Raw genomic sequence first — 25,834 nt, 5'->3', positions numbered from 1 at the left:
ATGAGCAAAATCGTACTTACCCTGGAACAAATTAAAGAGCTGGCGCGCTTCGCAGAAGATGAAGGTCAGCCGTCCTACACCATTACCATCGGCACTATCCCAGCGTTTGAGGCTGAGGATGGCGAGGTTCCCGAATACAACGGCCTGATCGCCTACTCGGATTCAGAAGAGCATGGCGTTCTCCAATTGGGATGAATTTATAAAATTCTGCAAAAGGCATTCGCTGAGTGCCTTTGACAGAATAAAAGCACTGAACTATCTCGTGGTGGTTAACTGCGCCACCGGGGTTATATTCGGCAAGCCAGCAGAAAATTCTATATTGATAACCAAAGCCATCACTCTGCACCTACCGCGCACCCTGCGCATCGGCAGGCTGGTGGCTTTTTTCTTCGGGGCTGTGAATGGATTGGCATACGGTTTTTTGCGTCGCCGGTGGTCCATCGTTGACCGAGGCGGATTGCGCGCTGGTGGAGGCATCAGGTTTGCCTACGATCGCGGTCAACAACAGTTGGCGCCTGATCCCGGCATGTGCCGCCATTTATGCCGCTGATTGCTGCTGGTGGGAGTTATATCACGCAGAGATAACGTGTGGTGCCGATCGTTGGTGCAGCGACCCGTTCACCGCTGAACGATTCAACTTGGCGCGGTTTGAGAGTCAGTTGCCAGGCAGTTTTAATTCTGGCCAACGTGCTATTGAGCTTGCCATCTACCGCGGCGCTCGGCGGGTGTTGCTGGTGGGATATGACTGTTCAATTCGCGACGGCGTTCACTGGCATGGGCCTCACGCTGGCCTCGCCAATCCTGACGCCATGAGTGTAGCCCGTTGGCATGATGAGTTTCGCCAATTACGTGATTGGGCGGCAGGTGTCGAGATCGTTAACTGTTCGCGGCGTACTCGCTTGCGATGTTTCCAGAGGCAGTCTCTTGAGGCTGCGCTCTCTTCTATTTAAAGGTTTTCATGTCGATAAAGCGAAACATCTACATCCGTGGGATGTATGGCCTGGGCGACAGCATCTACCAGCGGGCATTTGTTCGGCAATTCCCCGGGGCTTACATTCGCACCCCCTGGCCGGAGTTGTATGCGGATCTTGATGTGAAATTCGTCAAGTCCAACACGTTGCTGCGCACCCAGCGGAAAAACGAAGATCGTACCTGGTTGAGGTATGTGCCTGAACCGACGAAAGCCGAAGTTTTCACGGTGTTCTATGGGGAGGACGAGCTGGCGCGAGGATCCATTATCGATGCCATGACCCTGCAATTCTGCAAGGTGGCATCCCAATTTGATTTGCCTTCCTATGGGCCGTCGCCGGTGATCAGTGATAAACCCATTGCGGTTATTCGTCCGGCCACGGTTCGGCGCGAGTGGGCCAATCCTGCACGTAACCCTGACCCCAAATACATCAACGAGGCGGCAGCGCTGCTGAAGAAGCATTTCTATGTGGTCAGCCTGGCGGATCTGGAAGAGGGCGAAGAGTGGATTGTTGGCGATGCGCCGGCGGCCGATCTACAGCTGCACGCCGGTGAGTTGTCTGTAACCCAGATACTGGCGTTGGTTGAGCATGCTGCTGTGGTGGTCTCTGGCGTGGGTTGGGCGCTTCCTGCCGCCATCTGCTACAAAACACCGGTTTTCATCATCCAGGGTGGCTGTGGCGGGCATAACGCGCCACATATTGTTACCGATCCGGAGATGGACCTTTCCCGCGTAGGTTGGGCGCAGCCTGATAATTACTGCATGTGTGGCCAGATGGACCATGCGTGCTCGAAACACATTACCGGCTTTGGCCAACAATTTAAGGACTGGCTCAATGAAATCGTTCTCTCAACATCTTGAGTCTGGGTTGGTCTTCGTCCCGGCGCTGGGCATTGGTCGTTATCCCGTCCCGTTGAACCAACGGCCGTATGACGACAGCTATTTTCACAAATACCAGCTGATGGCTGATACCCCGATGGGGCATGCGCTGACGAAATCGCGCGTTGCGTTGGTGGAGCGCCATCACGGCGATGGAATGGTGCTAGATGTGGGGATCGGTGCCGGGCAGTTTGTGGAGGCCCGCCCTCAGACATGGGGATATGACGTCAATCCGGTTGGCGTTCAATGGTTAAAGCTGCGCGGGCGCTGGGCAGATCTGTATACGGCTGACGCGTTTCCGGCGTTGACGTTCTGGGACAGCCTGGAGCATATCGACAAGCCCGAACTGGCGGTAGCAAAGGCTAAACAGTGGGTGTTTGTATCGATCCCCATCTTCGCCGGCGGCGATGCCATTATGGCTTCACATCACTATCGGCCGAATGAGCACATTTGGTATTTCACGCATGATGGGTTGCTGCGCTGGTTTGCTGAGCAAGGCTTTACCTGCGTTGAGAGTAATACGATTGAATCAGACCTGGGCCGCGTTGGCATTGGGTCTTATGCCTTCAAGAGGACTGCGGTATGAAAGAGCTGAATTACGATGCCATTGGCCGTTGCATTGTGGCGAAGAGAACCATTGGACAGCTTATTGACGAGCTGGCTCACCTTCGTCACTTGGCGACTCGGAATAGCGTTTATCTCCTGGAAGACGAACTCTCTATGCATGACTCGATGGTTGAGTGTGCAGCAACATTGGCCACGGAAACTCGTCGCATCTATGACGAAATTTACAGCCAAGCACTGGAATATAACCGCTGGGCACCACTGGCAGAATATCCGACGATCTCGGTTACGCGCCATCCGTTGCCGCATACAGACACGGTGCAAAAAGAATTAGTTTTCATGATCAACAAGGCCCCGGGCCATGCCGCCCCGGACGCCTAAAGCCTGCCGTAAACGCGGCTGCCGCAATACAACGACTGATCCCAGCGGATTCTGTAGTGAGCATCGAGGTGAAGGGTGGCGCAATTATAAGCCTGGTCAGAGTCGGCATCAGCGCGGTTACGGCAGCCGTTGGGATGTGATTAAGCCGCGGATCCTCAAGCGGGATAAGGGATTGTGTCAGGAATGCCTGCGCCGGGGTGCGATAACCGAGGCTGATTGTGTTGACCACATCGTGCCTCTCGCGCACGGTGGAGACGATAGCGAGGCCAACTTGCAAAGCCTATGCACCCCCTGTCATAGGGCGAAGACCGCGAGAGAGCGGCGCTCAGGCCGGTAGGGGGAGGGAAAATCTCTACGGCTTTGCCTCTTCCGTACTGCCCGCCCCGTCATGTTTTTACACCCGCGAAAAATGAAATTTAATCTGGAGCGCATATGGCCGGAACGGCAGGCCGATCCGGGCGGCGCCCAAAGCCGACCGCCCGCAAGGAATTGGCCGGCAACCCCGGTAAACGAGCCCTGAATAAGGACGAGCCGGTATTCACCCCGATAAAGGGCGCGGAGCCGCCGGCATGGTTTGAAGAAGAGGGGCTCCACCTGGCCACGGTGATGTGGCAAATGACCACCAAAGAGCTTTGCGGCCAGGGCATTCTGTGCATCACGGATCTGGCGGTGCTGGAGCGGTGGTGCGTGGCGTATGAGTTTTGGCGCCGGGCAGTCAAGAATATCGCCAAGCAGGGCAACGTGGTGACCGGTGCCACCGGCGGCCCGATAAAGAACCCTCAATTGACGGCGAAAAAAGAACAGGAAACGGAGATGAGCAGCACCGGCGCCATGCTGGGGCTCGATCCGGGAAGCCGCCAACGGCTGATAGGACTCGCCGGCCAGAAAAAAACGGATAATCCATTCATTAAGTTGATCACATCATGAAGAGAAAATCTTACCCAAACGTGAATGCTGCCAATCAGTATGCGCGTGATGTGGTGCGCGGCAAGATAGTGGCCTGCCAGTATGTGGTAAGCAGCTGCCAGCGGCATCTTGATGATCTGGCCGAAGAAAAGGGGCGAAAGTTTCGCTACCGCTTTGACAGGGATTTAGCTGAGCAGGCCGCGCGATTCATCCAGCTATTACCGCACACCAAGGGCGAATGGGCATACAAGCGGATGCCGATCACCCTGGAGCCGTGGCAGCTGTTTATCGTCTGCGCCGTCTTTGGCTGGGTGCACAAAGGCACCAAGCTGCGGCGGTTTCGCGAGGTCTACACCGAGATCCCCCGCAAGAACGGCAAATCGGCCATCTCGGCCGGTGTGGCGCTCTACGGGTTTACCTGCGACGGTGAGTTCGGCGCCGAGGTGTATTCCGGTGCGACCACCGAAAAGCAGGCCTGGGAAGTGTTCCGCCCGGCCCGGCTGATGTGCAAGCGTACGCCGATGCTGATGGAGGCTTTCGGTATTGAGGCCAATGCGTCCAACCTCAACCGCCCGGAGGACGGCGCCCGCTTTGAACCGCTGATCGGCAACCCGGGCGACGGTTCATCGCCCAGCCTGGCGGTGGTGGATGAATACCATGAACATCAGACCGATGCGCTCTATACCACCATGTTGACCGGTATGGGCGCCCGCCGGCAACCGCTGATGTGGGCGATCACCACGGCCGGCTATAACATCGAGGGGCCGTGCTACGACAAGCGCCGGGAAGTGGTGGAGATGCTCAACGGTACCGTGCCGAACGATGAGCTGTTCGGCATCATCTATACCATCGACGAAGGTGACGACTGGACAAAACCGGAGGCGTTGGTCAAGGCCAACCCCAATATGGGCGTCTCGGTTTACAAAGACTTCCTGCTCAGCCAGCAGCAGCGGGCGATCAACAACGCCCGCCACGCCGGTACATTCAAGACCAAACACCTCAATATCTGGGTCGCGGCGCGGGATGCCTTCTATAACCTGGTGAGCCTGAAGCGCTGTGAAGATACCACGCTGACGCTCGAGCAGTTTGAAGGGCAGCCCTGCATTCTGGCGTTTGACCTGGCGCGCAAGCTGGACATGAACAGCATGGGACGGCTGTTTACGCGGGACATTGACGGCAAGCGCCATTATTACAGCATTGCGCCGCGGTTCTGGGTGCCGTATGACACGGTCTACAGCGTTGAACGCAGCGAGGATCGGCGTACGGCGGAGCGCTTCCAGAAATGGGTGGAAATGGGATTGCTGACGGTTACGGACGGCGCGGAGATTGATTACCGCTACATCATGGAAGAGGCCCGGGCAGCCAACCGGCTTAACCCGGTAGAGGAATCGCCCATCGACCCCTTCGGCGCCACCGGCATATCGCACGAGCTGGCCGATGAAAACATGTCGCCCATTACGATCATCCAGAATTACACCAACATGTCCGACCCGATGAAAGAGCTGGAGGCTGCTATCGAGTCTGGCCGGTTCCACCACGACGGCAACCCCATCATGGTCTGGTGTCTCAGCAACGTGATCGGCAAGTATTTGCCGGGCAACGACGATGTGGTTCGGCCAATCAAGGAGCAGGCCGAGAACAAGATTGACGGTGCCGTCACGCTGATTATGGCCATCGGTCGCGCCATGCTGAATGAGCCGGGCGATTTTCTTTCCAATATCGATCCAGACGAAGACCTCTTATATCTATGAAAACATTGATTATCGATGCTATCGGTCTGGCCGGTTTCGGTCTGCTGGTGGCGGGCATCTACCTGCAGTTTGGCACCGCCATTGCGCTTCAGAGCGCCGGCGGCGGTTTGCTGGCATTCGCGCTGATCGCGGCCAGAAGGGGGAAACGTGTTACTTGATGCGCTATTTCGCAGTGAGCCGCTGGAAAATCCGGCCAATCCGGTCACCGCCGAAATGGCGGAAATGGACGGTTTGCTCCAGGCGGACGTGTACGTCAGCCCGGAAACATCGATGAAGCTGGCCGCGGTTTATTCGTGCATTTACGTGTTGGCGTCCAACGTGGCCCAGATGCCGCTGCATGTGATGCGGAAAACGGAAAAAGGCGTGAATGTGGCGCGTGATCACCCGGTTTTTTATCTGGTGCATGACGAGCCCAACGACTGGCAGACCAGCTATAAATGGCGCGAGCTGAAGCAGAGGCACATTCTCGGCTGGGGTAACGGGTTTACCCGGGTGCATCGGACGCGCCGCGGCGAGGTCAGCGGGCTTGAGGCGTGTATGCCTTGGGAAACCACGCTGCTGAATACCGGCGGCCGCTATACCTATGGCGTCTATAACGAGCTTGGCAGCTTCGCCATCAGCCCTGACGACATGATCCACATCCGTGCGCTGGGCAATAACCAGAAAATGGGCCTCAGTCCCATCCTGCAGCACGCCGAGACGATCGGTATGGGTATGAGCGGGCAGAAATACACCAGTTCCTTTTTCAGTGGGAATGCGCGGCCGGCGGGCATTGTGTCCGTGAAGGGGGAGATCCAGGACAAGGGCTGGGAGCGGTTGAAGAAAGTCTGGCAAAAGGCGTCGCTGGCGCTGCGTGGCCAGGAGAATAAAACCCTGCTGTTACCAGCAGAACTTGATTACAGGGCGCTGTCAGTGTCCCCGGTAGACGCCCAGATCATCGACATGATGAAGCTGAACCGTTCGATGATTGCCGGCATATTCAACGTGCCGGCGCACATGATCAACGATCTGGAAAAAGCCACCTTCAGCAATATCACCGAGCAGGCCATTCAGTTTGTCCGCTATACCATCATGCCCTGGGTAGCCAACTGGGAGCAGGAGCTTAACCGCCGGCTGTTCACCCGGGCGGAGCGGGCGGCGGGGTATTACGTCCGCTTTAACCTGGCAGGGCTGATGCGCGGCACGCCGAAAGAGCGCGCCCAGTTCTACCACTACGCCATCATTGACGGCTGGATGAGCCGCAACGAGGCCCGCGCCTTCGAGGATATGAACCCGGTAGACGGGCTGGATGAAATGCTGGTCAGCGTGAATGCGGCCAACCCAACCAAAAACGTAATCGACGACAAAACCAAAGAGGAAGACGCCGATGAGTGACAGAGAGACGCGCTGTTACAGCGGTGAAGTGCGCGCGCAGCAGCAGGAAGACCAGCCGACGCGGATTATCGGTTACGGCTCGGTGTTCAATATCCGTTCTGAACCGCTGTGGGGCTTTCGCGAGATAATCAAGCCAGGCGCCTTCGATGATGTACTGAATGATGATGTGCGCGGGCTGTTTAACCACGATCCCAACTTCATTCTGGGCCGGAGCACCTCGGGAACGCTCAAGGTTTCCGTAGATGAGCGTGGTCTGCAGTATGACATTGAGGCGCCGGATACCCAGACGATCCGCGATCTGGTGCTGGCGCCGATGCAACGCGGCGACATTAACCAGTCCTCCTTTGCGTTCCGCGTAGCCCGCGACGGCGATCGCTGGTACGAGGACGAGGAAGGCGTGGTTATTCGCGAGATCCACAAATTCTCCCGGCTGTATGACGTCAGTCCGGTGACGTATCCGGCCTATCAGGCGGCAGATTCTGCCGTCCGTTCTTTGAAAGCCTGGCAGGAGGCGCGCGATAGTGGCGCGATCACCAATGCCGTAAACCAACGAATGGCGCGTGAGCGCCTCCTGACTTTACTTAATGTGTAAGGAAAAACTATGTCTGCGTCCAAATTGCATGAACTGAAGCAAAAACGAAACACCATCGCCACCGACATGCGCGCCTTGCATGACAAAATTGGTGATAATGCCTGGACCGATGAGCAGCGCACCGAGTGGAAGAAGGCCCAGGGCGAGCTGCAGGCCGTCGATGAGAAAATCGAGCGGGAAGAGTCCTTGCGCTCGCTGGATCAATCATTTATTGAGCAGCAGGAAGAGGAGCAGCGCCAAAATCAGAATAAAGACCCTAAAGGTAAAGATCCTGAGCAGCGCGTTGCCGTGTTCGATAAATGGATGCGTCACGGTGCGGCCGAGCTGACCGCCGAAGAGCGCCAGGCGTTGCGTGAGCTGCGCGCGCAGGGCGTTGCGCCGGATGAGAAGGGGGGCTATACCGTGCCAAAAACCTTCCTGGCGAAAGTGGTTGAGCAGATGAAAGCCTATGGCGGCATCGCCGGTGTGGCGCAGATCCTGACCACCTCTGACGGCCGAACCATGGAGTGGGCAACAGCTGACGGCACGGATGAGGTGGGTGTGCTGCTTGGTGAGAACGAAGAAGCCGGCGAAGAAGATACCGAATTCGGCATGGATAGCCTCGGCGCGCTGAAGTTGACATCCAAAATCATCCGCGTGTCCAACGAGCTGCTGCAGGATAGCGCGATTGATATGGAAGCCTACCTTGCCCGCCGGATCGCCGAGCGTATCGGCCGCGGTGAGGCGCGTTACCTGATCCGTGGTACCGGCACCGGTACACCGAAACAGCCGAAAGGTCTGGCCGCTTCCGTGGATAAAACCACCGCGACCGCGTCGGCAACAGCGGTGAACTGGAAAGAGATCCTGACGCTGAAACACTCCATCGACCCGGCATACCGTCGCGGCGACCGTTTCCGCCTGGCCTTTAACGATAATACGTTGAAACTGATCAGTGAAATGGAGGACGGCCAGGGGCGTCCACTGTGGCTGCCGGATATTGTCGGCGTGGCGCCGGCGTCGGTGCTGAACGTGCCATACGTGATTGATCAGGAGATCGATGATATTGGTGCCGGCAAGAAGTTCATGTTCTGCGGCGATTTCAATCGCTTCATCATCCGCCGCGTCAATTACATGATCCTCAAGCGTCTGGTTGAGCGTTATGCCGAGTTCGATCAGACCGGCTTCGTCGCTTTCCATCGCTTCGATTGCATCCTGGAAGATACCTCTGCCATCAAGGCGCTGGTGGGTAAAGGATCGGCCAGCAGCTGATAGCGACGCCAACCGAAGTTCAACATGCCGCGTAAAGCGGTTTTTTTGTGCCCGCCGTTTGGCGGGCACCGGAGAAAGCTATGTTGCTGAAACTCGAAGAAATCAAGGTGCAGTGCAAGTTGGAGCCTGATTTTACTGAGGAAGATGCATTGCTAGAACTGATTGGCCGGGCGGTTCAGACGCGTACCGAGACGTTTCTTAATCGAAAACTCTATGCACCCGACAGCGAGATCCCCGAGTCCGATCCGGATGGTCTGCACCTTCCCGACGATATCAAGATTGGCATGCTGCTGTTGGCGACTCACTACTATGAGAACCGCTCGGCGGTGTCGGACTTTGAAAAGGCCAGCCTGCCGATGGGCTTTCTGTGGAACGTGCAACCCTACAGGTATATCCCGCTATGAAAATCCGTCAGGCGCAGACCAGTGCCAGCTATTTGCTGCCCGACCCGGGCGAGCTGGATAAACGGATCGTTATCCGGCGGCGTGTAGATGAACCGACAGACAGTTTCGGTTTGGCGCCGACTTTTCCCGAGTCGTTTCGTGCCTGGGCCAAGATGGCGCAGGTGGGTGCGGCCACTTATCAGGCGTCGGTCCAGACGGAGACGACCGTCACCCATTACTTCACCTTGCGTTACCGCTCTGGCATTACCGCCGATCACGAGGTCGTATTGTCCGGCCAGGTTTACCGGGTGCGGCGTGTGCGCGATCTGAACAGTAAAGGGCGCTTCCTGTTGCTGGAATGCGAAGAGCTGGGCAGCGAAACCCGAAGGAGTGAGCGGTATGGCGGCGAAAGCGTCTTTACACGTTGATTTCCAACAACCGACAGAGTTGGTCTTCAACCGTGCCCGCCTTCGGCGTGCTTTTGTGCGCATCGGTCAGATCCACATGCGCGATGCGCGGCGGTTGGTGATGCATCGTGGCCGCTCGGCACCAGGGGATAACCCGGCCTTCCGAACCGGCCGCCTTGCGCGCTCTATCGGTTACTACGTCCCGCGGGCCTCAAAGCGGCGCCCGGGCTTGATGGTGAAGATCTCTCCCAACCAGAAGAACGGCGAGGGAAACCGCCATATTAACGGGGCTTTTTACCCTGCGTTTCTGTTCTACGGGGTTCGCCGTGGGGCGAAGCGTCAGAAAAAACATCATCGTGGCGCCTCGGGGGGCACCGAGTGGCGGATTGCTCCGCGTAATAACTTCATGGTGGAGGTATTGGAGCGCCGGCGCAGCTGGACCCGATACACCCTTTCGCGTGAATTGCGAAAATCGCTGCGGCCACAGCGCCGCAAAAGGAAAACAGCGTGAAATTAACCCACATTATTGCTGCACTGCGTGCCCGCTGCCCGCGGTTTGAAAACCGGGTCGGAGGCGCGGCGCAGTTCAAGGCTATCCCCGATGTCGGGAAACTGCTGCTCCCGGCGGCGTATGTTGTGCCGGCCGATGATACACCCAGCGAGCAGAAGAGCCAGACGGACTATTGGCAGGATTTGACCGAAGGGTTTTCGGTCATTGTGGTGTTGAGCAACGGGCGCGATGAGCGTGGGCAGTGGGCGTCTTACGATGCGGTGCACGATGTGCGGGCCGAGGTTTGGAAAGCCTTGCTGGGCTGGGAGCCGGATCCGGATGCCGGCCCCATTTGCTATGCCGGCGGCACGGTACTCGATTTGAACCGCGCCGAACTCTATTACCAGTTCGATTTTACGGTAGACCGGGAGATAACCGAGGAAGACACCCGCCAACAGGACGATTTGGACGCGCTGGACGAGTTCAAAACCTTGTCGATTGATGTGGATTACATCGACCCTGGCGCCGGCCCCGATGGGAAAATCGAGCACCACACCGAAATACATTTCAGCGAGTAACCCATGTATCTGATCCCCAACAAAGGGCGAACCGTTCCCGACCCGGCGCGTGGCGATGTTTTGCCACCAGGCGGAAGGAATGTTGAACCCAGCACGTATTGGATGCGTCGGCTGGCGGCCGGCGATGTTCGACAACAAGACAATTCACCGGCCAAACCGAGAGGTAACACACAATGACCGTGAGCTTTAATAACATCCCGGCGGATGTTCGGGTTCCGCTGTTTTATGCGGAAATGGACAACAGCGCCGCAAATACGGCGCAGGATAACGCCCCGTCGCTGCTGTTTGGCATGGCGCTGCCTGATTCGGAGATAGCGGCAAACGAACTGGTTATCATGCCTTCCGCGGATCTGGCGGGGAAATTGGCCGGCCGTGGCAGTCAACTGGCGCGAATGGTCGCGGCTTACCGTAAGGTTGACCCCTTTGGTGAACTGTGGGTGATTGCGTTGCCTGATGGTTCGGGAGCCGCCGCCAAGGGCACAGTGACCCTTTCCGGCACGGCGACGACCGCCGGCAGCATCAGCCTGTATATCGGTACCACCCGGGTGCAGGCAGTGGTGGCGACTGAAGATAAGGCCAAGGCTGTTGCCACAACACTCGCCGCCGCTATCAATGCGCGTCCGGATCTGCCCGTAAAGGCAGAAGTTTTGGCAACGTCTGGCGGCGATGTGCAGGGGGTAGTGACGCTGACGGCGGTCAACAAAGGGGTATCGGGTAACGATATTCCGCTGGCGGTGAACTATTACGGCAGCGTGGGTGGTGAAGAGGTGCCGGCCGGGCTGACTGCTCAGATTGGCGTCATGAAGGGCGGGGCGGGTTCCCCTGATATGGCGCCGGCGGTGGCAGCCATGGGCGATGCGCCGTTTGACTACATCGGACTCCCCTTCAGTGATATGCCGTCCCTGCAGCTGATGGCGATGGAAATGAACGACAGCAGCGGCCGCTGGAGCTATATGCGGCAGCTGTATGGCCATGTGTATACCGCTAAGGTGGGCGATTTGTCCGAGCTGGTGGCTTTCGGTGACGGACTAAATAACCAGCATATTACCGTTGCCGGCTATGAGCCGGATTGCCAGACGCCGCTGGATGAGTTGGTCGCCGGCCGCCTTGCGCGCGCGGCGGTATTCCTGCGTATTGATCCCGCCCGGCCGACGCAGACCGGAGAGTTGACGGGCGCAATGCCGGCCCCGGTGGGTAAGCGCTTCATTATGACGGAGCAGCAGTCCTTGCTGACCCATGGTATCGCGACCGCGTATGCGGAAGGCGGCAGCCTGCGGATCCAGCGTGATATCACCACGTACAAGAAAAATGCCTACGGCGTGGCAGATAACAGCTATCTGGACAGCGAAACGCTGCATACCAGCGCTTATGTTCTGCGTCGTCTCAAGTCGGTGATCACCTCGAAGTATGGGCGCCACAAGCTGGCCAATGATGGCACACGCTTTGGCCCGGGTCAGGCCATTGTGACGCCGGCGGTGATCCGCGGTGAGCTTTGCGCGACCTATCGCCAGCTTGAGCGCGAGGGCATTGTTGAAAACTTCGAGCTGTTCCAGAAATACCTGATTGTTGAGCGTAACGCCAATGACCCGAGCCGCCTGGATGTCCTGTTCCCACCGGATTACGTCAATCAGCTGCGTGTCTTTGCTCTGCTCAACCAATTCCGTCTGCAGTACAACGAGGAGGCCGCCTGATGGCTAAGATCGCCGGTACCTGTTACCTAAAAATTGACGGTCAGCAACTGTCGCTCACCGGTGGCATTGAAGTGCCGATGAACACCGTGGTGCGCGATGATGTGATTGGCCTGGCGGGGGACGTGGATCACAAAGAAACCCACCGCGCCCCTTATGTGAAAGGCACCTTTAAGGTGCCGAAGGCGTTCCCCATCAACAAGCTGGTGTCGTCTACGGCCATGACCATCACCGCCGAGCTGGCAAATGGGATGGTGTATGTGCTGGGCAGCGCCTGGTTGCACGGCGAGGCCAATCATAATCCCGAGGAAGGCACCGCCGACCTGGAATTCCACGGTGAAGAAGGATTCTATCAATGAAAGAAATCACCCTGAGTAAGCCGATCACGGCGCACGGCGAGACGCTGCATGTCATTGAGCTGCAGGAGCCCACGTATGACCAGGTGGCGAAATTTGGTATGCCGTTCTCGCTGACGGAGTCCGGCGGCGTCAAGCTGGATTCCGCCGCGGCGTTGGCCTATATCCCGGAGCTTGCCGGCATTCCGCTTTCCTCCGCCAGGCAGTTGGCGCTGTTTGATGTTTTTTCTATCTCAATGTCTATTCTCGGTTTTTTTACGGCGTCGAAAACCCCGGGGAACTCCGAAAGCGGCTCTACAACACTGCCTATTTCTGGCGATTGAACCCGCTTGATCTGCGCCGGCTCGCACTGAGCCGGTTTTTTGAGCTGGAGGCTGAGGCCATCCGCATCAATGAGGAGATGAACCGTGGCTGACAGCTTTCAGTTAAAGGCGATCATTACGGCGGTTGATCAGCTGTCCGAACCCATGAAGAAGATGCAGCGCAACGTCAAGGGGTTCGGTAAAGAGTTTTCCTCCATTATGACCGGCGCTGCGGCGGTGGGGGCCGGTATCGTTGGGGCGCTGACATTGCCGATAAATCAGGCCATTGAGTTTGAATCGGTGATGGCCGATGTGCGCAAGGTCGTGGATTTTGATACCCCGGCACAGTTCAAGCAGATGAGCGACGATGTACTGAACCTGTCTACACGGTTGCCGATGGCCGCCGAGGGGATTGGGCAGATTGTCGCGGCCGGCGGCCAGGCTGGCATCGCCAAAGAAGAGCTGCTTTCCTTTGCCGAGTCTGCCGTAAAAATGGGCGTGGCATTCGACCAGACCGCGGAAGAGTCCGGCCAGATGATGGCGCAGTGGCGTACGGCCTTCAAAATGACCCAGACAGACGTAGTCGGGTTGGCGGATAAGATCAACTACCTGGGGAACACCGGCCCCGCCAGTGCGGCCAAGATTTCTGAGGTTGTTACTCGGATCGGCCCATTGGGGGAAGTGGCCGGCGTGGCGTCAGGCGAGATTGCGGCAATGGGCGCTACCATTGCCGGCATGGGGGTGGAGTCCGAGATCGCCTCGACAGGCATCAAGAACTTCATGCTGTCATTGACCGCGGGTGGCGCTGCTACAGCTTCACAGAAACGGGCGCTCAGAGCGTTAAAGATCAACCCGAAAACTCTGGCAGCCGACATGCAGAAAGATGCCAAGGGCGCCATGCTCAAAGCGCTGGACTCGCTGGCTAAGGTTCCCAAAGCAAAACAGGCCGCTGTCATGACAGCGCTGTTCGGCAAGGAGTCTCTGGGGGCGATCGCGCCCCTGCTGACCAACCTTGATCTGTTGCGGAAAAACTTTGCCAAAGTCGCTGACCAGCAGGCCTACGGCGGCTCAATGGAGAAGGAGTACGCCGCGCGCGCCGCCACGACAGCGAATGCCATCCAGCTGTTCAAAAACCAGATGAGTGCGGTCAGTGTGACGATCGGTGATATGTTCCTGCCGGCTCTGAACAAGGGTATCGGCAAGCTGATGCCATTTATCGAACAACTGCGTGATTGGGTGAAGGCAAATCCTGAGTTGCTCAAGTCTTTTGCCAAGTTTGGCGCATATTTGCTGGGGACTGCCAGTGCGGTGGGTGCGGTGAAAAAGGCATTTGGCTTGCTCAATACCGTGATGAATATGTCGCCGTTGGGCAAGCTGGTGACGTTGCTGGTATTGGCCGGCGGGCTGATCGTCGAGAACTGGGATACCGTGGGCCCGACCATACAATCCGCCCTGGCCGAGATTAACAAGGTGGTTGATGCCATCGGTGGGTGGGAGACCGTGCTTAAAGGCATCTTGGCCTTCATGGTGATCAAGTGGTCCGTTGACATGGTCAGCTCCATCGGCAGCGTGACGAAAGAGATGGGGAAACTTGGGAAGGTAACAAAGGGTACCGGGTTATTCGGCGGTGGCGTGATGGCTCTTGGCCGTCTGGGGACGATCGGCGCCGCGCTCACCGCCAAAGAGTACGTAGCCGATCCGCTGGAGGAGCGGTTCACCTGGTTGAAAGACAACGTGGTGACACGCACGCTCAATGATCTACCTGGTCTCGATAGCGTTGATGCATTGGGGAAAAAGCTGCTGCCCTGGCGCAGAGAGGAAAACCAGGGGCGGCAGTATCAACCTTCGGTTTCCCTGCTCAGGCCGGTCAATCCCTCGCCGCAACAGCCGCCGGGCGGTGAATTTACGTTCAAGTTTGAGAATATGCCGGCAGGTATGAAGGTGCAGACGGACAGCAAGCTGCCTCCCGGTATTTCCTACGATGTCGGCTATAACCGATATGCCAAACCTTGATTAAATCGTAGCTGCATTGGAACGCGCTCAGGGAAAAAAGATTGATGAAAATTACCCATGATGTGAGTTATTATTAATCAATAATGGTAATTGACTGGAGATGGTGAATGACTAAAACAATAATGGCATTAATTATCGCTGCTATATCTTTCCCTGTTTTTTCGAAAGATTCACTAACAGGTAACTTTGTGAGTGGTATCGAATCATCGATAGAATCAAATGGTGAGATATCATCTTCAATAGACATAGTCTGTCCTGCTCAATCAGCCAGTGGGAAACTACTGATTACTCATGTTTCTTATGAATATGGGAAAAGCAAAGGTGTTTTCCTTTTTAAAAGTAACGACCAACCTCAAGCACCAATGACTGCTGTTGTTCCATTGCGGCCAAATGATGACTTTGATTCTCCAATTATTAATGGTTGGGAATTTTCGTTTAAAATGCCTAAAGGTCAGTTTTTTGTTACAGTTTTTAAAAGCGGTAAGGTTAAGGTCGGTGTAAATAAAAACGGAACGACTGGTGTGAAAGAAATAAATTGCAAGGCAGTCAAGCCTGAATAACCATCACTGCGAATAAATAATCAATCAACCCACTTCGGTGGGTTTTTTTATGTCTGGAGTTATTATGGCTGGATGGAAAAGCAGGCTGCAGCCCGCGTCGTTTCGTGGTGTGCCTTTCAGTGTTGAAAGTGACGAAGGCACATTCGGCCGCCGTGTGCAGACGCATGAATACCCCAATCGTGACAAGCCCTATACCGAAGATCTCGGGCGGGCAACTCGGCGATTCACGATCAGCGCCTACCTGATCGGGGATGATTACATTGACCAACGCGATCGGCTCATTGCGGCTGTAGATACCCCGGGGCCGGGAACGCTGGTACACCCCAACTACGGTGAAATGGCCATCTGCGTTGATGGTGAAGTGCGCGTCAGTCACAGCAACAACGAAGGGCGCATGTGCCGGATCAGCTTCAGTTTCGTTGAAGCGGGGGAATTGTCGTTTCCGACTTCGGGCGTGGCGACAGGGCAAGTGCTGGTCTCGTCCTGCTCGGCCCTTGACGACAGTATTGGCGACGCCTTCTCCAGTTTTGGCCTGGGGGGCCTGTCGGATTTTATTCAAAGTGATGTGCTCGACCAGGCCACCGCGATGATCAATACCGTGGCGGATGCCTTCACCATGGTGGATGAGGGGATTGCCGCGGCGGCGCGTTTACTGCAGGGGGATCTGTCGGTGCTGCTGATGCCGCCGTCTTCTGGCATGAACTTTGTCAATGCCCTGCAAAAAATGTGGCGCGCCGGCAATCGCCTCACCGGTGATGCATCGGATCTGGTGACGCTGATCGACACGCTTTCCGGTGTGACGCTGGGGCATGATTTGGCGCCGCGGGGGGTATGGAATACTGACAGCACGACAACCCAGGTAGTGAAAACGCAGCAGAACTATGTTGCCGAAGCCATTCGTACCACGGCCATCAGCGAAGCTGCCTATACGGTGACGCTGCTTCCTCAACCCAAAACGCCAGTCAACCAGCGATCACCTGAGAGCGCAACGCCCATTGTGTCACATCCGGCGCTCAATGATGCAGGCACGGATAATCCTGTGCCGGCGCCCGTAACCTGGGACGATTTGATCGCCGTGCGCGCCGGGCTTAATCATGTCATTGATACCGAGCTGCAGCGCACGGCCGATGATGGCCTTTTCCTTTCCCTTAACCGGGTTCGCACGGATACCAACCGGGATATTTCTACACGCCTGGCACAGGTGGAAAAAACGGTGACCCGTACCCCACCAGACGTGTTGCCGGCGCTGGTGCTCGCCGCCACCTGGTATGACAACGCCGCCCGCGAGACCGATATTACGGGGCGTAATGCCGTGAAGCATCCCGGCTTTATTCCCGTTCAGCCATTGAGGGTCCCCGTTCGATGAATAATACCGTCACGCTGAGAGTGAACGGCCGCGAGTGGGGCGGCTGGACCACCGTCAAGATCGCGGCCGGCATTGAGCGTCTGGCCAGGGACTTCAACGTACAGATAACCCGCCAGTGGCCAGGGGAGTCGGGCAGTGTCCCGCTCGCCCCGCGGGTTAAGAAGGGCGATGCCGTCGAAGTCTCGATCGGTGATGACCTGGTGATCACCGGCTGGGTAGAGGCCACGCCGGTACGTTACGACGCGCGGGGCATTACCTTTGGGATCACCGGCCGGAGTAAAACGGCGGACCTGATTGACTGTACCGCGGCGCCCACACAATTTGCCGGCCGGACATTGGCGCAGATTGCCACGCAGCTTGCCAAGCCGTTCAACCTTACCGTTGTTGATGCCGGCGCCCCGGCGGGTTCACTGCAGGGAGTTCAGGCGGATCACGGTGAAACGGTCCATGAGGTGTTGAACAAATTGCTGGGCCAGCAGCAGGCACTGGCCTATGACGATCCGCAAGGGCGGTTGGTGGTGGGTGCCATTGGCAGTGCGCACGCCACGACCGCGCTGGTCTTCGGCGAGAACGTGCTGAGTTGCGATACCGAACAGAGCATTCGCGATCGCTTTTCTGATTATCAGGTTTCTGGCCAGCGCGCCGGCGGTGACGATGATTTTGGCGAGGCGACGATCTCTGCCATTCGTTCGACCGCGAAGGATAGCAGCGTCAAACGCTATCGCCCGCATTACATCCAGCAGACGGGCAATGCGACCGGCACCACCTGTCAGGAGCGATGTGAGTTTGAGGCACGGCAGCGCGCGGCGCGCACGGACGAAACCACCTATACGGTGCAGGGCTGGCGCCAGGGAGACGGGCAGCTATGGCAACCCAACCAGCGTGTGATTGTGTTCGATCCGCTGCTGGACTTTAACAACCGGGAAATGGTGATCGCCGAGGTGACGTATTCCCAGGATGAGGGGGGCACGGTGACCGAATTACGCGTGGGGCCGGAGGATGCGTACCTGCCAGAGCCACAGAAGCCCGGCAAGCGGAAAAAGGCCAAACAAGAGGATGATTTCTGATGCGTAATCCGATGGAGGCCATACAGCGAGGCCTGTCTAACTTGCTTGCCCGCGCGGTGGTGCGGGGGTTGAACAGTGCAGCCAAATGCCAGACGGTGGATGTCGCGCTGGTGGCCGGTGACCCAAAATCCAGCGTTGAGCATCTGGAACCCTACGGCTTTACGGCCGCGGCACATCCCGGGGCAGAAGCGGTGGCGTTGTTTTTGTCGGGAGACCGTTCGCACGGTGTGGTGATCACCGTGGCCGATCGGCGGTACCGACTGAGCGGCCTGCAGAGTGGTGAGGTGGCGTTGTACTCCGATGAAGGCGACAGCATTGTTCTGCGCCGGGGCAATCGGGTAGAGGTGAACACCAAACACTATGTTGTCAATGCCGTGGAGAAAGCCACCTTTAACACGCCGCTGCTTGAAGTGCCTAATGGTGAGATTGCCGATAAAACCAGCACGCTGAGCAAAATGCGTGAGCAGTACAACGGGCATGACCACGACGATACTCACGGTGGCCAGACCGGCAAACCGAACCAGGAGATGAAATGATGATCCTGACCGTCAATGGCGTGCGTTACCCCGGAAACGCGCCGCTCGATCGGCTGACGCGATCGGTTGTGATATCGCTCTTTTCCTGGCGCCGGGCCGAGCCGGACGATAACGCTCAGCAGCCTATGGGCTGGTGGGGTGATACCTGGCCCACGGTACAAAATGACCGCATAGGCTCCCGGCTTTACCTGCTCCGCCGAACGACCCTGACCAATCAGACGCCACCTCTGGCGAGAACGTATATCAACCAGGCGCTGGCATGGATGATTGACGATGGCGTTGCCGCGCGGATTGATACGCGAGTGGAGCGTACCGGCATCGATATGCTGGCAGCCGCGATCACACTGTGGCAGCGAGACGGCACCCGCCACACGATTACATTTGACGATTTATGGAGTGAACTCAATGGCTGACAGTGGTTTCAGCAGACCGCCCCTGCCGCAACTTATCGCGACGATCAGAAGCGATTTGCTCACGCGGTTCAATGAAGATGTGGTGTTGCGTCGTCTGGATGCGGAGGTATATGCGCGCGTGCAGGCAGCGGCCGTTCATACGCTATATGGCTACATCGACTATCTTGCGCGGAACATGTTGCCGGACCAGGCTGATCCTGATTGGCTGGCGCGGCATGGCGCGATGAAGCGTTGCCCCCGGAAACCGCCAACGGCGGCGGCCGGCTTTGTCCGCTGGCAGGATGTTAGCGGCACACCTGAATTGCCGGCCGGCACGGTGCTGCAGCGCGATGATCAGCAGACGTACACCACCACCGAAGCCGCCAGGGCGGTCGGCGGGGTGTTGCGCGCCCCAGTGCTGGCTGACGCCGCCGGGCGAGAGGGTAACGCTGATGATGGCATTGCCCTGCGCCTGGTGACCCCTGTCGGGGGGCTATCTTCCACGGGATATGCCGACGATTTGGCGGGCGGGGAAGATATCGAGCCGCTTGAAACCTGGCGTGGCCGCATCATGGAGCGGTGGTTCTACACACCACAGGGTGGCGCTGATCATGATTATGTTATCTGGGCGAAAGAGGTGGCCGGCATTACCCGCGCCTGGACGTTCCGCCATTACAAGGGGATCGGCACGGTGGGGGTGATGGTCGCCAGTGGTGATGCCACCCATCCCGCGCCGCCGGCGGAAACAGTGACCGCCGTAAGGGATCACATCTTACCGCTGGCACCGGTTGCGGGAGGCGGATTGTTTGTGTTCCCTGCCACCGAGAAGGTGATCCCCATGACGATTGCCCTGGCAAAGGACACGCCGGAGATCCGGGCGGCCGTCATTGCCGAGCTTAATTCGCTGTTTTTGCGTGACGGCATTCCTTCGGGAACGATACACCTGTCGCGCATCAGCGAAGCCATCAGCATCGCCACTGGCGAATATGCTCACCGGCTGGATGCGCCGACCGCCAATATCGTGTTGGGTAACGTAGAACTACCCGTTTTGGGAACGGTCACCTGGTCAAACTACAGCGCGGGGTAACGCATGTCACTTGAAGATGATTACACCCGGCTGATTTATCATCTGCTGCCGCCGGGGCCGGCCTGGGAAGGAGACAACCCGCTGTTGAACGGTCTGGCACCTTCTTTGGCCGCCGTTCACCAGCGTGGTGATGACCTAATGCGTGAGATTGACCCGGCGCAGACGGTTGAGTTGATCGGCCGTTACGAAACGCTCTGTGGGCTGCCCGATTCCTGTGCGCCCCCCGGCGTGCAAACACTGCGTCAACGCCAGCAGCGTCTTGACGCAAAAATTAATATCCCGGGCGGGATTAACGAACGGTTTTACCGCCAACAGCTGGATGCGCTGGGTTATCACACAGCGACCATTGAACAATTTCAGAATCTGGACTCCACCCCGGATCCGGAGTGGGGCGATAAGTGGCGCTATTACTGGCGTGTGAATATTCCCTCTGATGCCACCGTAGCCTGGCAAACCTGCACCAGCGCGTGCAATAGCGCCATTCGTACCTGGGGCGATACGGTGGTGGAATGCGTTATCGACAAATTGTCCCCATCCCACACCGTGGTGGTCTTTGCCTATCCTGAAGGAGAAAACGATGCATCGAATTGATACACCTACGGCGCAAATTGACAAATTTGGGCCGGGGAAGAACGGTTTTACCAATGGCGATCCGGCTACCGGGCGCCGCGCTACCGATCTTAACAGCGATATGTGGGACGCGGTGCAGGAAGAGGTCGCCAACGCCATTGAGGGTAACGGCATTGAGCTGGACAAATCGAAACATAATCAGCTGTATCTGGCGATACAGAAGGCGATCACCGATCCGGGATTTTTGAAAAAAGCGAATAACCTTTCCGATGTTGCCGATGTGCCGGAGGCTCGCGGTAATCTTGGCCTTGGCTCGGCAGCAACAAAGAATGTTGGTACAGATACGGGCAATGTGATGGAGGTTGGCGCTTTTGGCCTAGGTGCGGGTGCACAACACAAGAGCGATGCCTACGGAACGATTGCCGAGTTTTTCCGCGTCAATTCGACCAGCGCCAACCGTCCGGGTAGTAATAGCGCTTACGGTTGCGTGAGGTTGCCTATCGACGGAGCGCCAACAACGGCGTACTTGGCGGTTGGTGGCGATCTAAGTACCTGGGTGGGGCAATCCACGACTCAGGGGAAAGGCGTGACTTGGGCGCGTGTTTATACCACAGCCTATAAGCCAACGGCTGCTGATGTTAATGCTGTTTCCAAGGCTGGCGACACCATGACGGGTCAATTAATCGCCCCCTCTGTTGCTACAACGCCAGAAGCAATTCCGTGGGGAGCTGGGCCTTTTTCCGAACAATTGAACAATCAGGCACCATTCTTTCAGCCTAACTGGCAATGGACTGTAACATCTGGCGGTATTTATGTGCCAATTGTTAAAGGGGTGTCAACTCGAAAAGGACAAGGCTACCCAACGGCAGTGAGTTTTGGATATTTGCTCAGTGGCACGCCAAGTTTTGCTCAAGCCTGCATCCATGCAAAGGGCGATAATACGGATGTTAATTGGCGATTTGACGCAAATGGCGGAAACTTTTATTGTCCAGGTGGAGTTTATGCAAAGGATGCTATCTTTCATGTCGACGGGAATATTACCGGTAATATCTGGGGTGGGTATCTCAGTAACTGGCTGAATCAAAATATCTCGAATGCACAAAATAACGCGCAAAATTGGGCATATCAAAATCTTGTCCAAAACGTCAGGCTTACTGGGCGAATTAACCAACCTGATACTGGCGGCCAGGTAAGGGTTCCTGATGGTTGTGTGTTTACTGGAATGTCGGGGGCTAACTATGACCCTTCAATTTGGGCGTCATATTCTTATGTACAAGTTTTAATTAATGGTTCTTGGCGAAATATAGGAACTTCTTAATCATGGTTAAATTTGAAAATTTCACTATTTACAAACCTGAGTTTAAATCCACCGAAGAGGACGAGCCAGAATATAGGCCTGATATTCTTTACGCCAGAGATGAACATGGGCGAGACTGGTACGATTGTCAGGCTGATTTTAGTTCTGACACGCTGAAGGTCATGTATGACGAGAATGGAGTTATCGTTTGCATATCAAAAGACGTCACAGCAATTTTCCCTCCAGGCTTCTCAGTAGCAGAGGTAGCTATTAGCGAAACTCCACCTGAAGCGTGCAACGATATGACGTGGGTATATCTCGACGGAAGGGTGATTAAGCGTATCTACAGCCCTGCTGAAAAGCGCAAGATAGTGCTGGGGGAGAAAGAGCGTCGTATTGCGCGTGTTAACCAGGTTACGCAAACTCTCAATAGCAAGTTGCTATTGGGTATGGCTACCGATGAAGAGAAAGCCAAATTGCGGGTATGGATGGACTACGTTAACGAGATCGAGAAGATCAGCGATGACGCAGACCCTGAAAAAATCGTGTGGCCAGCGGTGCCAGAGGCACAATGATAAAAGCCGGGGATTACCCGGCTCATTAGTTTAAATCGACAGCGTGCGCCCCAGCGGCGCTCGCTCACACCACCTATCTTTATACGCCTCAGTCGGCTTGCCGAAGGAATAGCGCATCTCCTTTCCTTCCCGTTCGCATAACTCGTATGCGGCCCGAACGTTTAACCAGGTGACAATCGTCCCAGGGCAAAATCCATTATGTTCGCGGTCATATCCACCATTCACATAATCAAAGCAGATCCATTCTGGACTGTCTGCGCGAGTAATTAATTGAAAAGCGCACGGCTTGCCGTTATAGAACAGCACAAAGCCGAATATCATTTCACGCAGTGACGTTATCATTTCCATCATTTGACGTTTGTTTCCGGGTTCATGCCCCCAACGCTTGGCATACAGTTCAAAGTAAATGTCTACAATTTGAACGGGGGTTAATAACGCCTGGTCTACTACTTCACCACCTGAATTCAGGAATTTTCTTAGCTCGCGGTTTCGACTGTTTTTTGTTGATGATGAATATCCACCCTTGCCGCAGGTTTTAGCCAGGCAAATTTCACGCTGACTATTAAGCGAAAACGTAGAGTTCAATGTTGAACGGCCGTTTAAGGATGACAGGATTTTAGAGCGATAAGGGATCACTGTTTTAACACTGCTGCTAATTGGTAAAATCATTTCGTCTTTGTTAAACGGGAACATATCAATCCCGATTTTTTTCGACTTACGTCCGACGATAGCGATCTCTTTTCTTCCATTGGTACACATGCCGCCGAGCAGTGAGCCATTGGAATCTCGTTTGATGTAGTATTTATGGCGTAAGTTAAGTTGACGTTGCATAAAGGATAAAACATCAGGGTGAGTTACAAAGCTGCCGCCATAAAGGCTATAACATTCTCTATATTCTTCTGCTGTGCCTATGCGCCAACCAGACGCATAAGAAATCAATTTCCGTATCATAGTTTGCGTTTTATTTCTATTGTTTAAATTAGTATTACTTATCAGCAAGTAGGGCTAAATTTAAAACGAGAAGCCTCTTACGAGGCTTAACGATTTTCCCGGCTTATCACTCTATCAGCTGCAACCCGTGAGAGGAAGCCAGAACGGCTACCATACTCAGGATGCGCGGCGACAAACTGGTCGATGCGACGGATCAGCAGGGAAGGAAGTGTTACGTTGATTTTCTCCGCTTTTCCCATAAGCCGGGTGATATCTACATCTACGAGCGCCCAGACGACGCCGGCGTAATCTGGATCAGATAACCAGGTTTCAACGTTGGTTCCCACCGGTACTGCTTCGCCATCTTCAACCAACAATTCAATATGTGCCTCGATGGCTTCGCGCGCACTCTCGATCGCATCCTGATAGTTGTCGCCCCCTGAGAAGCAACCAGGAATATCAGGTACGCGAACGCCGAAGGATGAATCGCCTTTATCAATAGCAACTGGATACAGCATGTAAACCTCCAAGAGGTGGGGCTTAGAGCCCCGCCTGTTTCTTGATACTTTTCAGTGTTGGCAGCGGTATGTCTTTCTGTGGATGTTTTACCGTTACCAGCCCTTTCTTCGTTGGGTGCTTGAACTGATGATGACTGCCTTTCACTCTCACCAGATACCACCCATCGGCTTCAATCATTGCTATTGCATTCCTGCTATCCATCCTCCGGCTCTCTGTGTTGTTTTGATGGGGTTATAGTAACTCCATTGTGTGCAGGCGTCAAGCAATTTGGGGTTATTGGGGGTATTGAATTGTTTCCCAAAGGGTAGGCTTTTGAAGGCAGCGGAACTGTATTTTGTCGGCGGTTTTACCATAGTTTTACCATCATTTTACCATGTTAAAATCGCAGACATAAAAAAAACCAACCGTAAAAGGTTGGTTTTAATAGGAATGTTTGGTCGGCATGAGAGGATTCGAACCTCCGACCCCCGACACCCCATGACGGTGCGCTACCAGGCTGCGCTACATGCCGACGCTATGAAAAATCATACTACCGATTCCCGATGTTAATGCAAGCGCCTCGCCACTTGATTGCTTTAGTTTTAAGCAGTTAGTTGGCGATAAAGCGTTTTACATCGGTCAACACCTGCAACAGCAGAGCAAGCTGCGGTTTCTCGTCCTTTATCTCTTCGCCGTTCTGATCGTAGACGCGATAGTTACCGCTGTTGTCCAGCATCAGCGTTTGTGTCGGCGTGGTTATCACCAGCTGGTTGCCATCGCCGGTGGCGATCCAGTTGTTGCGGCGCTGGGCGGTGAACAGATCCTCGCCTTGCGAATAGTCTTTCGGCGCGGTTTTCACGTGCAACAGGCGTTGCATCAAGGTGCGCATGACGTCGTTATGGCCGGTCAGCTTGCTGATGGTCTGCGCCGGGGTGCCCGGCCAGTGGATCACCAACGGCACCTGTAGCTGCGCCTGGTTGAAGGCGGTGCCGGCGCCCCATTGGCCTTTGCCGCTGTCGTTGAACTCGACGCCGTGCTCGGCGGTGATTACCACCACGGTTTTATCCAGCAGGCCGCGCTGTTTCAGCGTGTCCAGCACCTGGGCTATCTGGGTATCCACATCTTGCGCGCCGGCGCGATAGCGCCGAATAAAGTCGGCCGGGACCGGTTTTTTGTCGCCTTCGGTCGGCTCGGCGCCGCTGAAGTTGATATAGGAGAACCACGGCTCTTTGCTACCCTGCTCTGCCAGCCAACGCTGCCATTGCTGGGTGGTCTGGGCGTCGCTTTGCGGCGCCGGCGTCGGCAGCGAGAAGTCGGTCAACAGGGCCTGGCGGTACAGGCTGGCATTGAAGCCATCGGAGGAGAACAGCCCCAGCTGGTAGCCCCGATCGCCGAGCGCATTGATCAGTGCCGACGGCTTGCGGCCGGCGAGCACGCTGTCCAGATAGGTCGGGGAAATGCCGTAGAACAGGCCGAACAGCCCGGTATCGGCATGGTTGCCCGAACTGTAATGATCGCTGAAACGCACGTTTTCCTGGGCGAAGCGGGTCAGGGTTGGCATGTCCTGCGCCACGTCTTTGGCGCGAATGCCGTCCACTACGATCATCAGCAGGTTATAGCCGCTGCCTTGATCGCCGTAGCTGAGATCGCTGAGCGGATACTCCACCGACACCGCTTCCGGGTTGCCCTGTTGCACCAGACGGCGCTCATACTCTTGCTGGTCGAGCAGGCCGTGTTTTTCGAGGAACTTGCGCGCGGTCATCGGGTACGAGAGCGGCAGGTTGGCCCGCTGCATGGTGATCGGGCGATAGAAGTTGGCGTCAGCCCAAATGTAAATCAGGTGCGACGCGAAAAAGGCGCTGATAAACAGCGCCGCCAGCGGCTTGCCGAAGCGGCGGCGGTTCAGGCTGCGCAGCTTCTGCCAGCTCCAGGTGCCGAACAGCATCTCCACCAGGAAGATCACCGGCACGCAGATAAACATCAGCTGCCAGTCACGCGACAGTTCGCTTTGATCCGGGTTGACCACCAGATCCCACACCACCGGATTGAGGTGCAGGTGGAAATGGGAGAACAC

Annotated in this window: 34 protein-coding genes and 1 tRNA gene; 30 read left to right on the top strand and 5 right to left on the bottom strand. The window is 56.0% G+C overall.

Annotated features, from left to right (window positions below):
* The 30 genes from ADK28_RS20095 to ADK28_RS19970 all read left to right on the top strand — a co-directional run bounded on the left by ADK28_RS20095 (position 1) and on the right by ADK28_RS19970 (position 22,332).
* Positions 1–195, top strand: coding sequence for a hypothetical protein (locus ADK28_RS20095; RefSeq protein WP_048796493.1), 195 nt, complete (start codon positions 1–3; stop codon positions 193–195).
* Positions 173–550 carry a hypothetical protein gene (locus tag ADK28_RS32245; protein ID WP_161802723.1) on the top strand — a complete coding sequence of 126 codons (378 nt, stop codon included), beginning with the start codon at positions 173–175 and terminating at the stop codon, positions 548–550. Before ADK28_RS20095 ends, ADK28_RS32245 begins: the two co-directional genes overlap by 23 nt.
* A 408-nt stretch (positions 551–958) precedes the next feature.
* Positions 959–1,831, top strand: coding sequence for a hypothetical protein (locus tag ADK28_RS20085; RefSeq protein ID WP_048796491.1), 873 nt, complete (start codon positions 959–961; stop codon positions 1,829–1,831).
* Positions 1,806–2,435, top strand: a complete 630-nt coding sequence (locus ADK28_RS20080) for a methyltransferase domain-containing protein (RefSeq protein WP_048796490.1) — start codon at positions 1,806–1,808, stop codon at positions 2,433–2,435. The genes ADK28_RS20085 and ADK28_RS20080 overlap by 26 nt, the downstream gene beginning before the upstream one ends.
* Positions 2,432–2,794 carry a hypothetical protein gene (locus ADK28_RS20075; protein WP_025303588.1) on the top strand — a complete coding sequence of 121 codons (363 nt, stop codon included), beginning with the start codon at positions 2,432–2,434 and terminating at the stop codon, positions 2,792–2,794. The genes ADK28_RS20080 and ADK28_RS20075 overlap by 4 nt, the downstream gene beginning before the upstream one ends.
* Positions 2,775–3,131 (top strand): HNH endonuclease, encoded by a 357-nt coding sequence (locus ADK28_RS30405; protein ID WP_025303587.1) that lies wholly within the window; start codon positions 2,775–2,777, stop codon positions 3,129–3,131. The genes ADK28_RS20075 and ADK28_RS30405 overlap by 20 nt, the downstream gene beginning before the upstream one ends.
* Before the next feature lie 95 nt (positions 3,132–3,226).
* Entirely contained in the window at positions 3,227–3,721 is a 495-nt protein-coding gene (locus ADK28_RS20070) for a phage terminase small subunit P27 family (RefSeq protein ID WP_048796489.1), read from the top strand.
* Positions 3,718–5,451, top strand: coding sequence for a terminase large subunit (locus ADK28_RS20065; RefSeq protein ID WP_048796488.1), 1,734 nt, complete (start codon positions 3,718–3,720; stop codon positions 5,449–5,451). The genes ADK28_RS20070 and ADK28_RS20065 overlap by 4 nt, the downstream gene beginning before the upstream one ends.
* Entirely contained in the window at positions 5,448–5,609 is a 162-nt protein-coding gene (locus tag ADK28_RS32505; protein ID WP_025303584.1) for a hypothetical protein, read from the top strand. The genes ADK28_RS20065 and ADK28_RS32505 overlap by 4 nt, the downstream gene beginning before the upstream one ends.
* The gene (locus tag ADK28_RS20055) at positions 5,599–6,825 is read left to right on the top strand and encodes a phage portal protein (RefSeq protein ID WP_048796487.1); all 1,227 of its coding nucleotides are present in this window, start codon (positions 5,599–5,601) and stop codon (positions 6,823–6,825) included. The genes ADK28_RS32505 and ADK28_RS20055 overlap by 11 nt, the downstream gene beginning before the upstream one ends.
* The gene (locus tag ADK28_RS20050; RefSeq protein ID WP_025303582.1) at positions 6,818–7,417 is read left to right on the top strand and encodes an HK97 family phage prohead protease; all 600 of its coding nucleotides are present in this window, start codon (positions 6,818–6,820) and stop codon (positions 7,415–7,417) included. Before ADK28_RS20055 ends, ADK28_RS20050 begins: the two co-directional genes overlap by 8 nt.
* Before the next feature lie 9 nt (positions 7,418–7,426).
* A complete protein-coding gene (locus tag ADK28_RS20045) occupies positions 7,427–8,665 on the top strand; it encodes a phage major capsid protein (protein ID WP_048796486.1) in 1,239 nt (412 codons plus the stop codon).
* 80 nt (positions 8,666–8,745) lie between these two features.
* On the top strand, positions 8,746–9,069 hold the full coding sequence (locus tag ADK28_RS20040; RefSeq protein ID WP_048796485.1) for a head-tail connector protein: 324 nt from the start codon (positions 8,746–8,748) through the stop codon (positions 9,067–9,069).
* Positions 9,066–9,476: a phage head closure protein gene (locus ADK28_RS20035; RefSeq protein WP_025303579.1), complete on the top strand. Its 411-nt coding sequence runs from the start codon at positions 9,066–9,068 to the stop codon at positions 9,474–9,476. The genes ADK28_RS20040 and ADK28_RS20035 overlap by 4 nt, the downstream gene beginning before the upstream one ends.
* Complete coding sequence (locus ADK28_RS30400) at positions 9,448–9,966, top strand: hypothetical protein (protein ID WP_071826133.1); 519 nt, start codon at positions 9,448–9,450, stop codon at positions 9,964–9,966. The genes ADK28_RS20035 and ADK28_RS30400 overlap by 29 nt, the downstream gene beginning before the upstream one ends.
* Complete coding sequence (locus tag ADK28_RS20030) at positions 9,963–10,523, top strand: phage tail terminator protein (RefSeq protein ID WP_048796484.1); 561 nt, start codon at positions 9,963–9,965, stop codon at positions 10,521–10,523. The genes ADK28_RS30400 and ADK28_RS20030 overlap by 4 nt, the downstream gene beginning before the upstream one ends.
* A 3-nt stretch (positions 10,524–10,526) precedes the next feature.
* Positions 10,527–10,700 (top strand): DUF2635 domain-containing protein, encoded by a 174-nt coding sequence (locus tag ADK28_RS30395; protein ID WP_071826132.1) that lies wholly within the window; start codon positions 10,527–10,529, stop codon positions 10,698–10,700.
* The gene (locus ADK28_RS20025) at positions 10,697–12,214 is read left to right on the top strand and encodes a phage tail sheath subtilisin-like domain-containing protein (RefSeq protein WP_048796483.1); all 1,518 of its coding nucleotides are present in this window, start codon (positions 10,697–10,699) and stop codon (positions 12,212–12,214) included. Before ADK28_RS30395 ends, ADK28_RS20025 begins: the two co-directional genes overlap by 4 nt.
* Positions 12,214–12,570: a phage tail tube protein gene (locus ADK28_RS20020; RefSeq protein WP_025303576.1), complete on the top strand. Its 357-nt coding sequence runs from the start codon at positions 12,214–12,216 to the stop codon at positions 12,568–12,570. The genes ADK28_RS20025 and ADK28_RS20020 overlap by 1 nt, the downstream gene beginning before the upstream one ends.
* On the top strand, positions 12,567–12,890 hold the full coding sequence (locus ADK28_RS20015; RefSeq protein WP_048796482.1) for a phage tail assembly protein: 324 nt from the start codon (positions 12,567–12,569) through the stop codon (positions 12,888–12,890). The genes ADK28_RS20020 and ADK28_RS20015 overlap by 4 nt, the downstream gene beginning before the upstream one ends.
* Before the next feature lie 84 nt (positions 12,891–12,974).
* A complete protein-coding gene (locus ADK28_RS20010) occupies positions 12,975–14,882 on the top strand; it encodes a phage tail tape measure protein (protein ID WP_048796481.1) in 1,908 nt (635 codons plus the stop codon).
* Positions 14,883–14,989: 107 nt separating this feature from the next.
* Positions 14,990–15,442, top strand: a complete 453-nt coding sequence (locus ADK28_RS30390; protein WP_075202113.1) for a hypothetical protein — start codon at positions 14,990–14,992, stop codon at positions 15,440–15,442.
* A 64-nt stretch (positions 15,443–15,506) separates the two neighbouring features.
* The gene (locus tag ADK28_RS20005; protein ID WP_048796480.1) at positions 15,507–16,808 is read left to right on the top strand and encodes a DNA circularization protein; all 1,302 of its coding nucleotides are present in this window, start codon (positions 15,507–15,509) and stop codon (positions 16,806–16,808) included.
* Complete coding sequence (locus tag ADK28_RS20000; RefSeq protein WP_048796479.1) at positions 16,805–17,875, top strand: phage baseplate assembly protein; 1,071 nt, start codon at positions 16,805–16,807, stop codon at positions 17,873–17,875. The genes ADK28_RS20005 and ADK28_RS20000 overlap by 4 nt, the downstream gene beginning before the upstream one ends.
* Complete coding sequence (locus tag ADK28_RS19995) at positions 17,875–18,411, top strand: phage baseplate assembly protein V (RefSeq protein WP_048796478.1); 537 nt, start codon at positions 17,875–17,877, stop codon at positions 18,409–18,411. Before ADK28_RS20000 ends, ADK28_RS19995 begins: the two co-directional genes overlap by 1 nt.
* The gene (locus ADK28_RS19990; protein ID WP_025303570.1) at positions 18,411–18,824 is read left to right on the top strand and encodes a phage GP46 family protein; all 414 of its coding nucleotides are present in this window, start codon (positions 18,411–18,413) and stop codon (positions 18,822–18,824) included. Before ADK28_RS19995 ends, ADK28_RS19990 begins: the two co-directional genes overlap by 1 nt.
* A complete protein-coding gene (locus ADK28_RS19985; RefSeq protein WP_048796477.1) occupies positions 18,817–19,890 on the top strand; it encodes a baseplate J/gp47 family protein in 1,074 nt (357 codons plus the stop codon). Before ADK28_RS19990 ends, ADK28_RS19985 begins: the two co-directional genes overlap by 8 nt.
* 3 nt (positions 19,891–19,893) lie before the next feature.
* The gene (locus tag ADK28_RS19980; RefSeq protein WP_048796476.1) at positions 19,894–20,481 is read left to right on the top strand and encodes a YmfQ family protein; all 588 of its coding nucleotides are present in this window, start codon (positions 19,894–19,896) and stop codon (positions 20,479–20,481) included.
* A complete protein-coding gene (locus ADK28_RS19975) occupies positions 20,468–21,778 on the top strand; it encodes a hypothetical protein (RefSeq protein WP_048796475.1) in 1,311 nt (436 codons plus the stop codon). Before ADK28_RS19980 ends, ADK28_RS19975 begins: the two co-directional genes overlap by 14 nt.
* Before the next feature lie 2 nt (positions 21,779–21,780).
* Entirely contained in the window at positions 21,781–22,332 is a 552-nt protein-coding gene (locus tag ADK28_RS19970; RefSeq protein ID WP_048796474.1) for a tail fiber assembly protein, read from the top strand.
* Positions 22,333–22,362: 30 nt separating this feature from the next.
* On the opposite strand, the gene ADK28_RS19965 is transcribed toward ADK28_RS19970, so the two are convergent.
* The 5 genes from ADK28_RS19965 to yejM all read right to left on the bottom strand — a co-directional run.
* Positions 22,363–23,283, bottom strand: a complete 921-nt coding sequence (locus ADK28_RS19965; protein WP_048796473.1) for a GNAT family N-acetyltransferase — start codon at positions 23,281–23,283, stop codon at positions 22,363–22,365.
* An 86-nt stretch (positions 23,284–23,369) separates the two neighbouring features.
* Positions 23,370–23,780, bottom strand: coding sequence for a type II toxin-antitoxin system HicB family antitoxin (locus ADK28_RS19960; RefSeq protein WP_048796472.1), 411 nt, complete (start codon positions 23,778–23,780; stop codon positions 23,370–23,372).
* A gap of 22 nt (positions 23,781–23,802) precedes the next feature.
* On the bottom strand, positions 23,803–23,982 hold the full coding sequence (locus ADK28_RS19955) for a type II toxin-antitoxin system HicA family toxin (RefSeq protein WP_012906750.1): 180 nt from the start codon (positions 23,980–23,982) through the stop codon (positions 23,803–23,805).
* A gap of 233 nt (positions 23,983–24,215) precedes the next feature.
* Positions 24,216–24,292, bottom strand: a tRNA-Pro gene (locus ADK28_RS19950).
* Between the two features lie 78 nt (positions 24,293–24,370).
* Positions 24,371–25,834: LPS biosynthesis-modulating metalloenzyme YejM (gene yejM / locus ADK28_RS19945; RefSeq protein ID WP_048796471.1), on the bottom strand; the 1,464-nt coding region annotated here is incomplete at its 5' end.

Origin of the sequence: Serratia sp. 506_PEND, from assembly GCF_001076875.1 — a bacterium.
GTDB lineage: Bacteria > Pseudomonadota > Gammaproteobacteria > Enterobacterales > Enterobacteriaceae > Serratia > Serratia marcescens.
This window is presented reverse-complemented; position numbering and strand designations above follow the sequence as displayed.

Excerpts from the sequence above, each read along its gene's own strand:
- ADK28_RS20095 (WP_048796493.1), top strand. The coding sequence starts at position 1 with ATGAGCAAAATCGTACTTACCCTGGAACAAATTAAAGAGCTGGCGCGC.
- ADK28_RS32245 (WP_161802723.1), top strand. The coding sequence starts at position 173 with ATGGCGTTCTCCAATTGGGATGAATTTATAAAATTCTGCAAAAGGCAT.
- ADK28_RS20085 (WP_048796491.1), top strand. The coding sequence starts at position 959 with ATGTCGATAAAGCGAAACATCTACATCCGTGGGATGTATGGCCTGGGC.
- ADK28_RS20080 (WP_048796490.1), top strand. The coding sequence starts at position 1,806 with ATGAAATCGTTCTCTCAACATCTTGAGTCTGGGTTGGTCTTCGTCCCG.
- ADK28_RS20075 (WP_025303588.1), top strand. The coding sequence starts at position 2,432 with ATGAAAGAGCTGAATTACGATGCCATTGGCCGTTGCATTGTGGCGAAG.
- ADK28_RS30405 (WP_025303587.1), top strand. The coding sequence starts at position 2,775 with ATGCCGCCCCGGACGCCTAAAGCCTGCCGTAAACGCGGCTGCCGCAAT.
- ADK28_RS20070 (WP_048796489.1), top strand. The coding sequence starts at position 3,227 with ATGGCCGGAACGGCAGGCCGATCCGGGCGGCGCCCAAAGCCGACCGCC.
- ADK28_RS20065 (WP_048796488.1), top strand. The coding sequence starts at position 3,718 with ATGAAGAGAAAATCTTACCCAAACGTGAATGCTGCCAATCAGTATGCG.
- ADK28_RS32505 (WP_025303584.1), top strand. The coding sequence starts at position 5,448 with ATGAAAACATTGATTATCGATGCTATCGGTCTGGCCGGTTTCGGTCTG.
- ADK28_RS20050 (WP_025303582.1), top strand. The coding sequence starts at position 6,818 with ATGAGTGACAGAGAGACGCGCTGTTACAGCGGTGAAGTGCGCGCGCAG.
- ADK28_RS20045 (WP_048796486.1), top strand. The coding sequence starts at position 7,427 with ATGTCTGCGTCCAAATTGCATGAACTGAAGCAAAAACGAAACACCATC.
- ADK28_RS20040 (WP_048796485.1), top strand. The coding sequence starts at position 8,746 with ATGTTGCTGAAACTCGAAGAAATCAAGGTGCAGTGCAAGTTGGAGCCT.
- ADK28_RS20035 (WP_025303579.1), top strand. The coding sequence starts at position 9,066 with ATGAAAATCCGTCAGGCGCAGACCAGTGCCAGCTATTTGCTGCCCGAC.
- ADK28_RS30400 (WP_071826133.1), top strand. The coding sequence starts at position 9,448 with ATGGCGGCGAAAGCGTCTTTACACGTTGATTTCCAACAACCGACAGAG.
- ADK28_RS30395 (WP_071826132.1), top strand. The coding sequence starts at position 10,527 with ATGTATCTGATCCCCAACAAAGGGCGAACCGTTCCCGACCCGGCGCGT.
- ADK28_RS20025 (WP_048796483.1), top strand. The coding sequence starts at position 10,697 with ATGACCGTGAGCTTTAATAACATCCCGGCGGATGTTCGGGTTCCGCTG.
- ADK28_RS20020 (WP_025303576.1), top strand. The coding sequence starts at position 12,214 with ATGGCTAAGATCGCCGGTACCTGTTACCTAAAAATTGACGGTCAGCAA.
- ADK28_RS20015 (WP_048796482.1), top strand. The coding sequence starts at position 12,567 with ATGAAAGAAATCACCCTGAGTAAGCCGATCACGGCGCACGGCGAGACG.
- ADK28_RS30390 (WP_075202113.1), top strand. The coding sequence starts at position 14,990 with ATGACTAAAACAATAATGGCATTAATTATCGCTGCTATATCTTTCCCT.
- ADK28_RS20005 (WP_048796480.1), top strand. The coding sequence starts at position 15,507 with ATGGCTGGATGGAAAAGCAGGCTGCAGCCCGCGTCGTTTCGTGGTGTG.
- ADK28_RS20000 (WP_048796479.1), top strand. The coding sequence starts at position 16,805 with ATGAATAATACCGTCACGCTGAGAGTGAACGGCCGCGAGTGGGGCGGC.
- ADK28_RS19995 (WP_048796478.1), top strand. The coding sequence starts at position 17,875 with ATGCGTAATCCGATGGAGGCCATACAGCGAGGCCTGTCTAACTTGCTT.
- ADK28_RS19990 (WP_025303570.1), top strand. The coding sequence starts at position 18,411 with ATGATCCTGACCGTCAATGGCGTGCGTTACCCCGGAAACGCGCCGCTC.
- ADK28_RS19985 (WP_048796477.1), top strand. The coding sequence starts at position 18,817 with ATGGCTGACAGTGGTTTCAGCAGACCGCCCCTGCCGCAACTTATCGCG.
- ADK28_RS19980 (WP_048796476.1), top strand. The coding sequence starts at position 19,894 with ATGTCACTTGAAGATGATTACACCCGGCTGATTTATCATCTGCTGCCG.
- ADK28_RS19975 (WP_048796475.1), top strand. The coding sequence starts at position 20,468 with ATGCATCGAATTGATACACCTACGGCGCAAATTGACAAATTTGGGCCG.
- ADK28_RS19970 (WP_048796474.1), top strand. The coding sequence starts at position 21,781 with ATGGTTAAATTTGAAAATTTCACTATTTACAAACCTGAGTTTAAATCC.
- ADK28_RS19965 (WP_048796473.1), bottom strand. The coding sequence starts at position 23,283 with ATGATACGGAAATTGATTTCTTATGCGTCTGGTTGGCGCATAGGCACA.
- ADK28_RS19960 (WP_048796472.1), bottom strand. The coding sequence starts at position 23,780 with ATGCTGTATCCAGTTGCTATTGATAAAGGCGATTCATCCTTCGGCGTT.
- ADK28_RS19955 (WP_012906750.1), bottom strand. The coding sequence starts at position 23,982 with ATGGATAGCAGGAATGCAATAGCAATGATTGAAGCCGATGGGTGGTAT.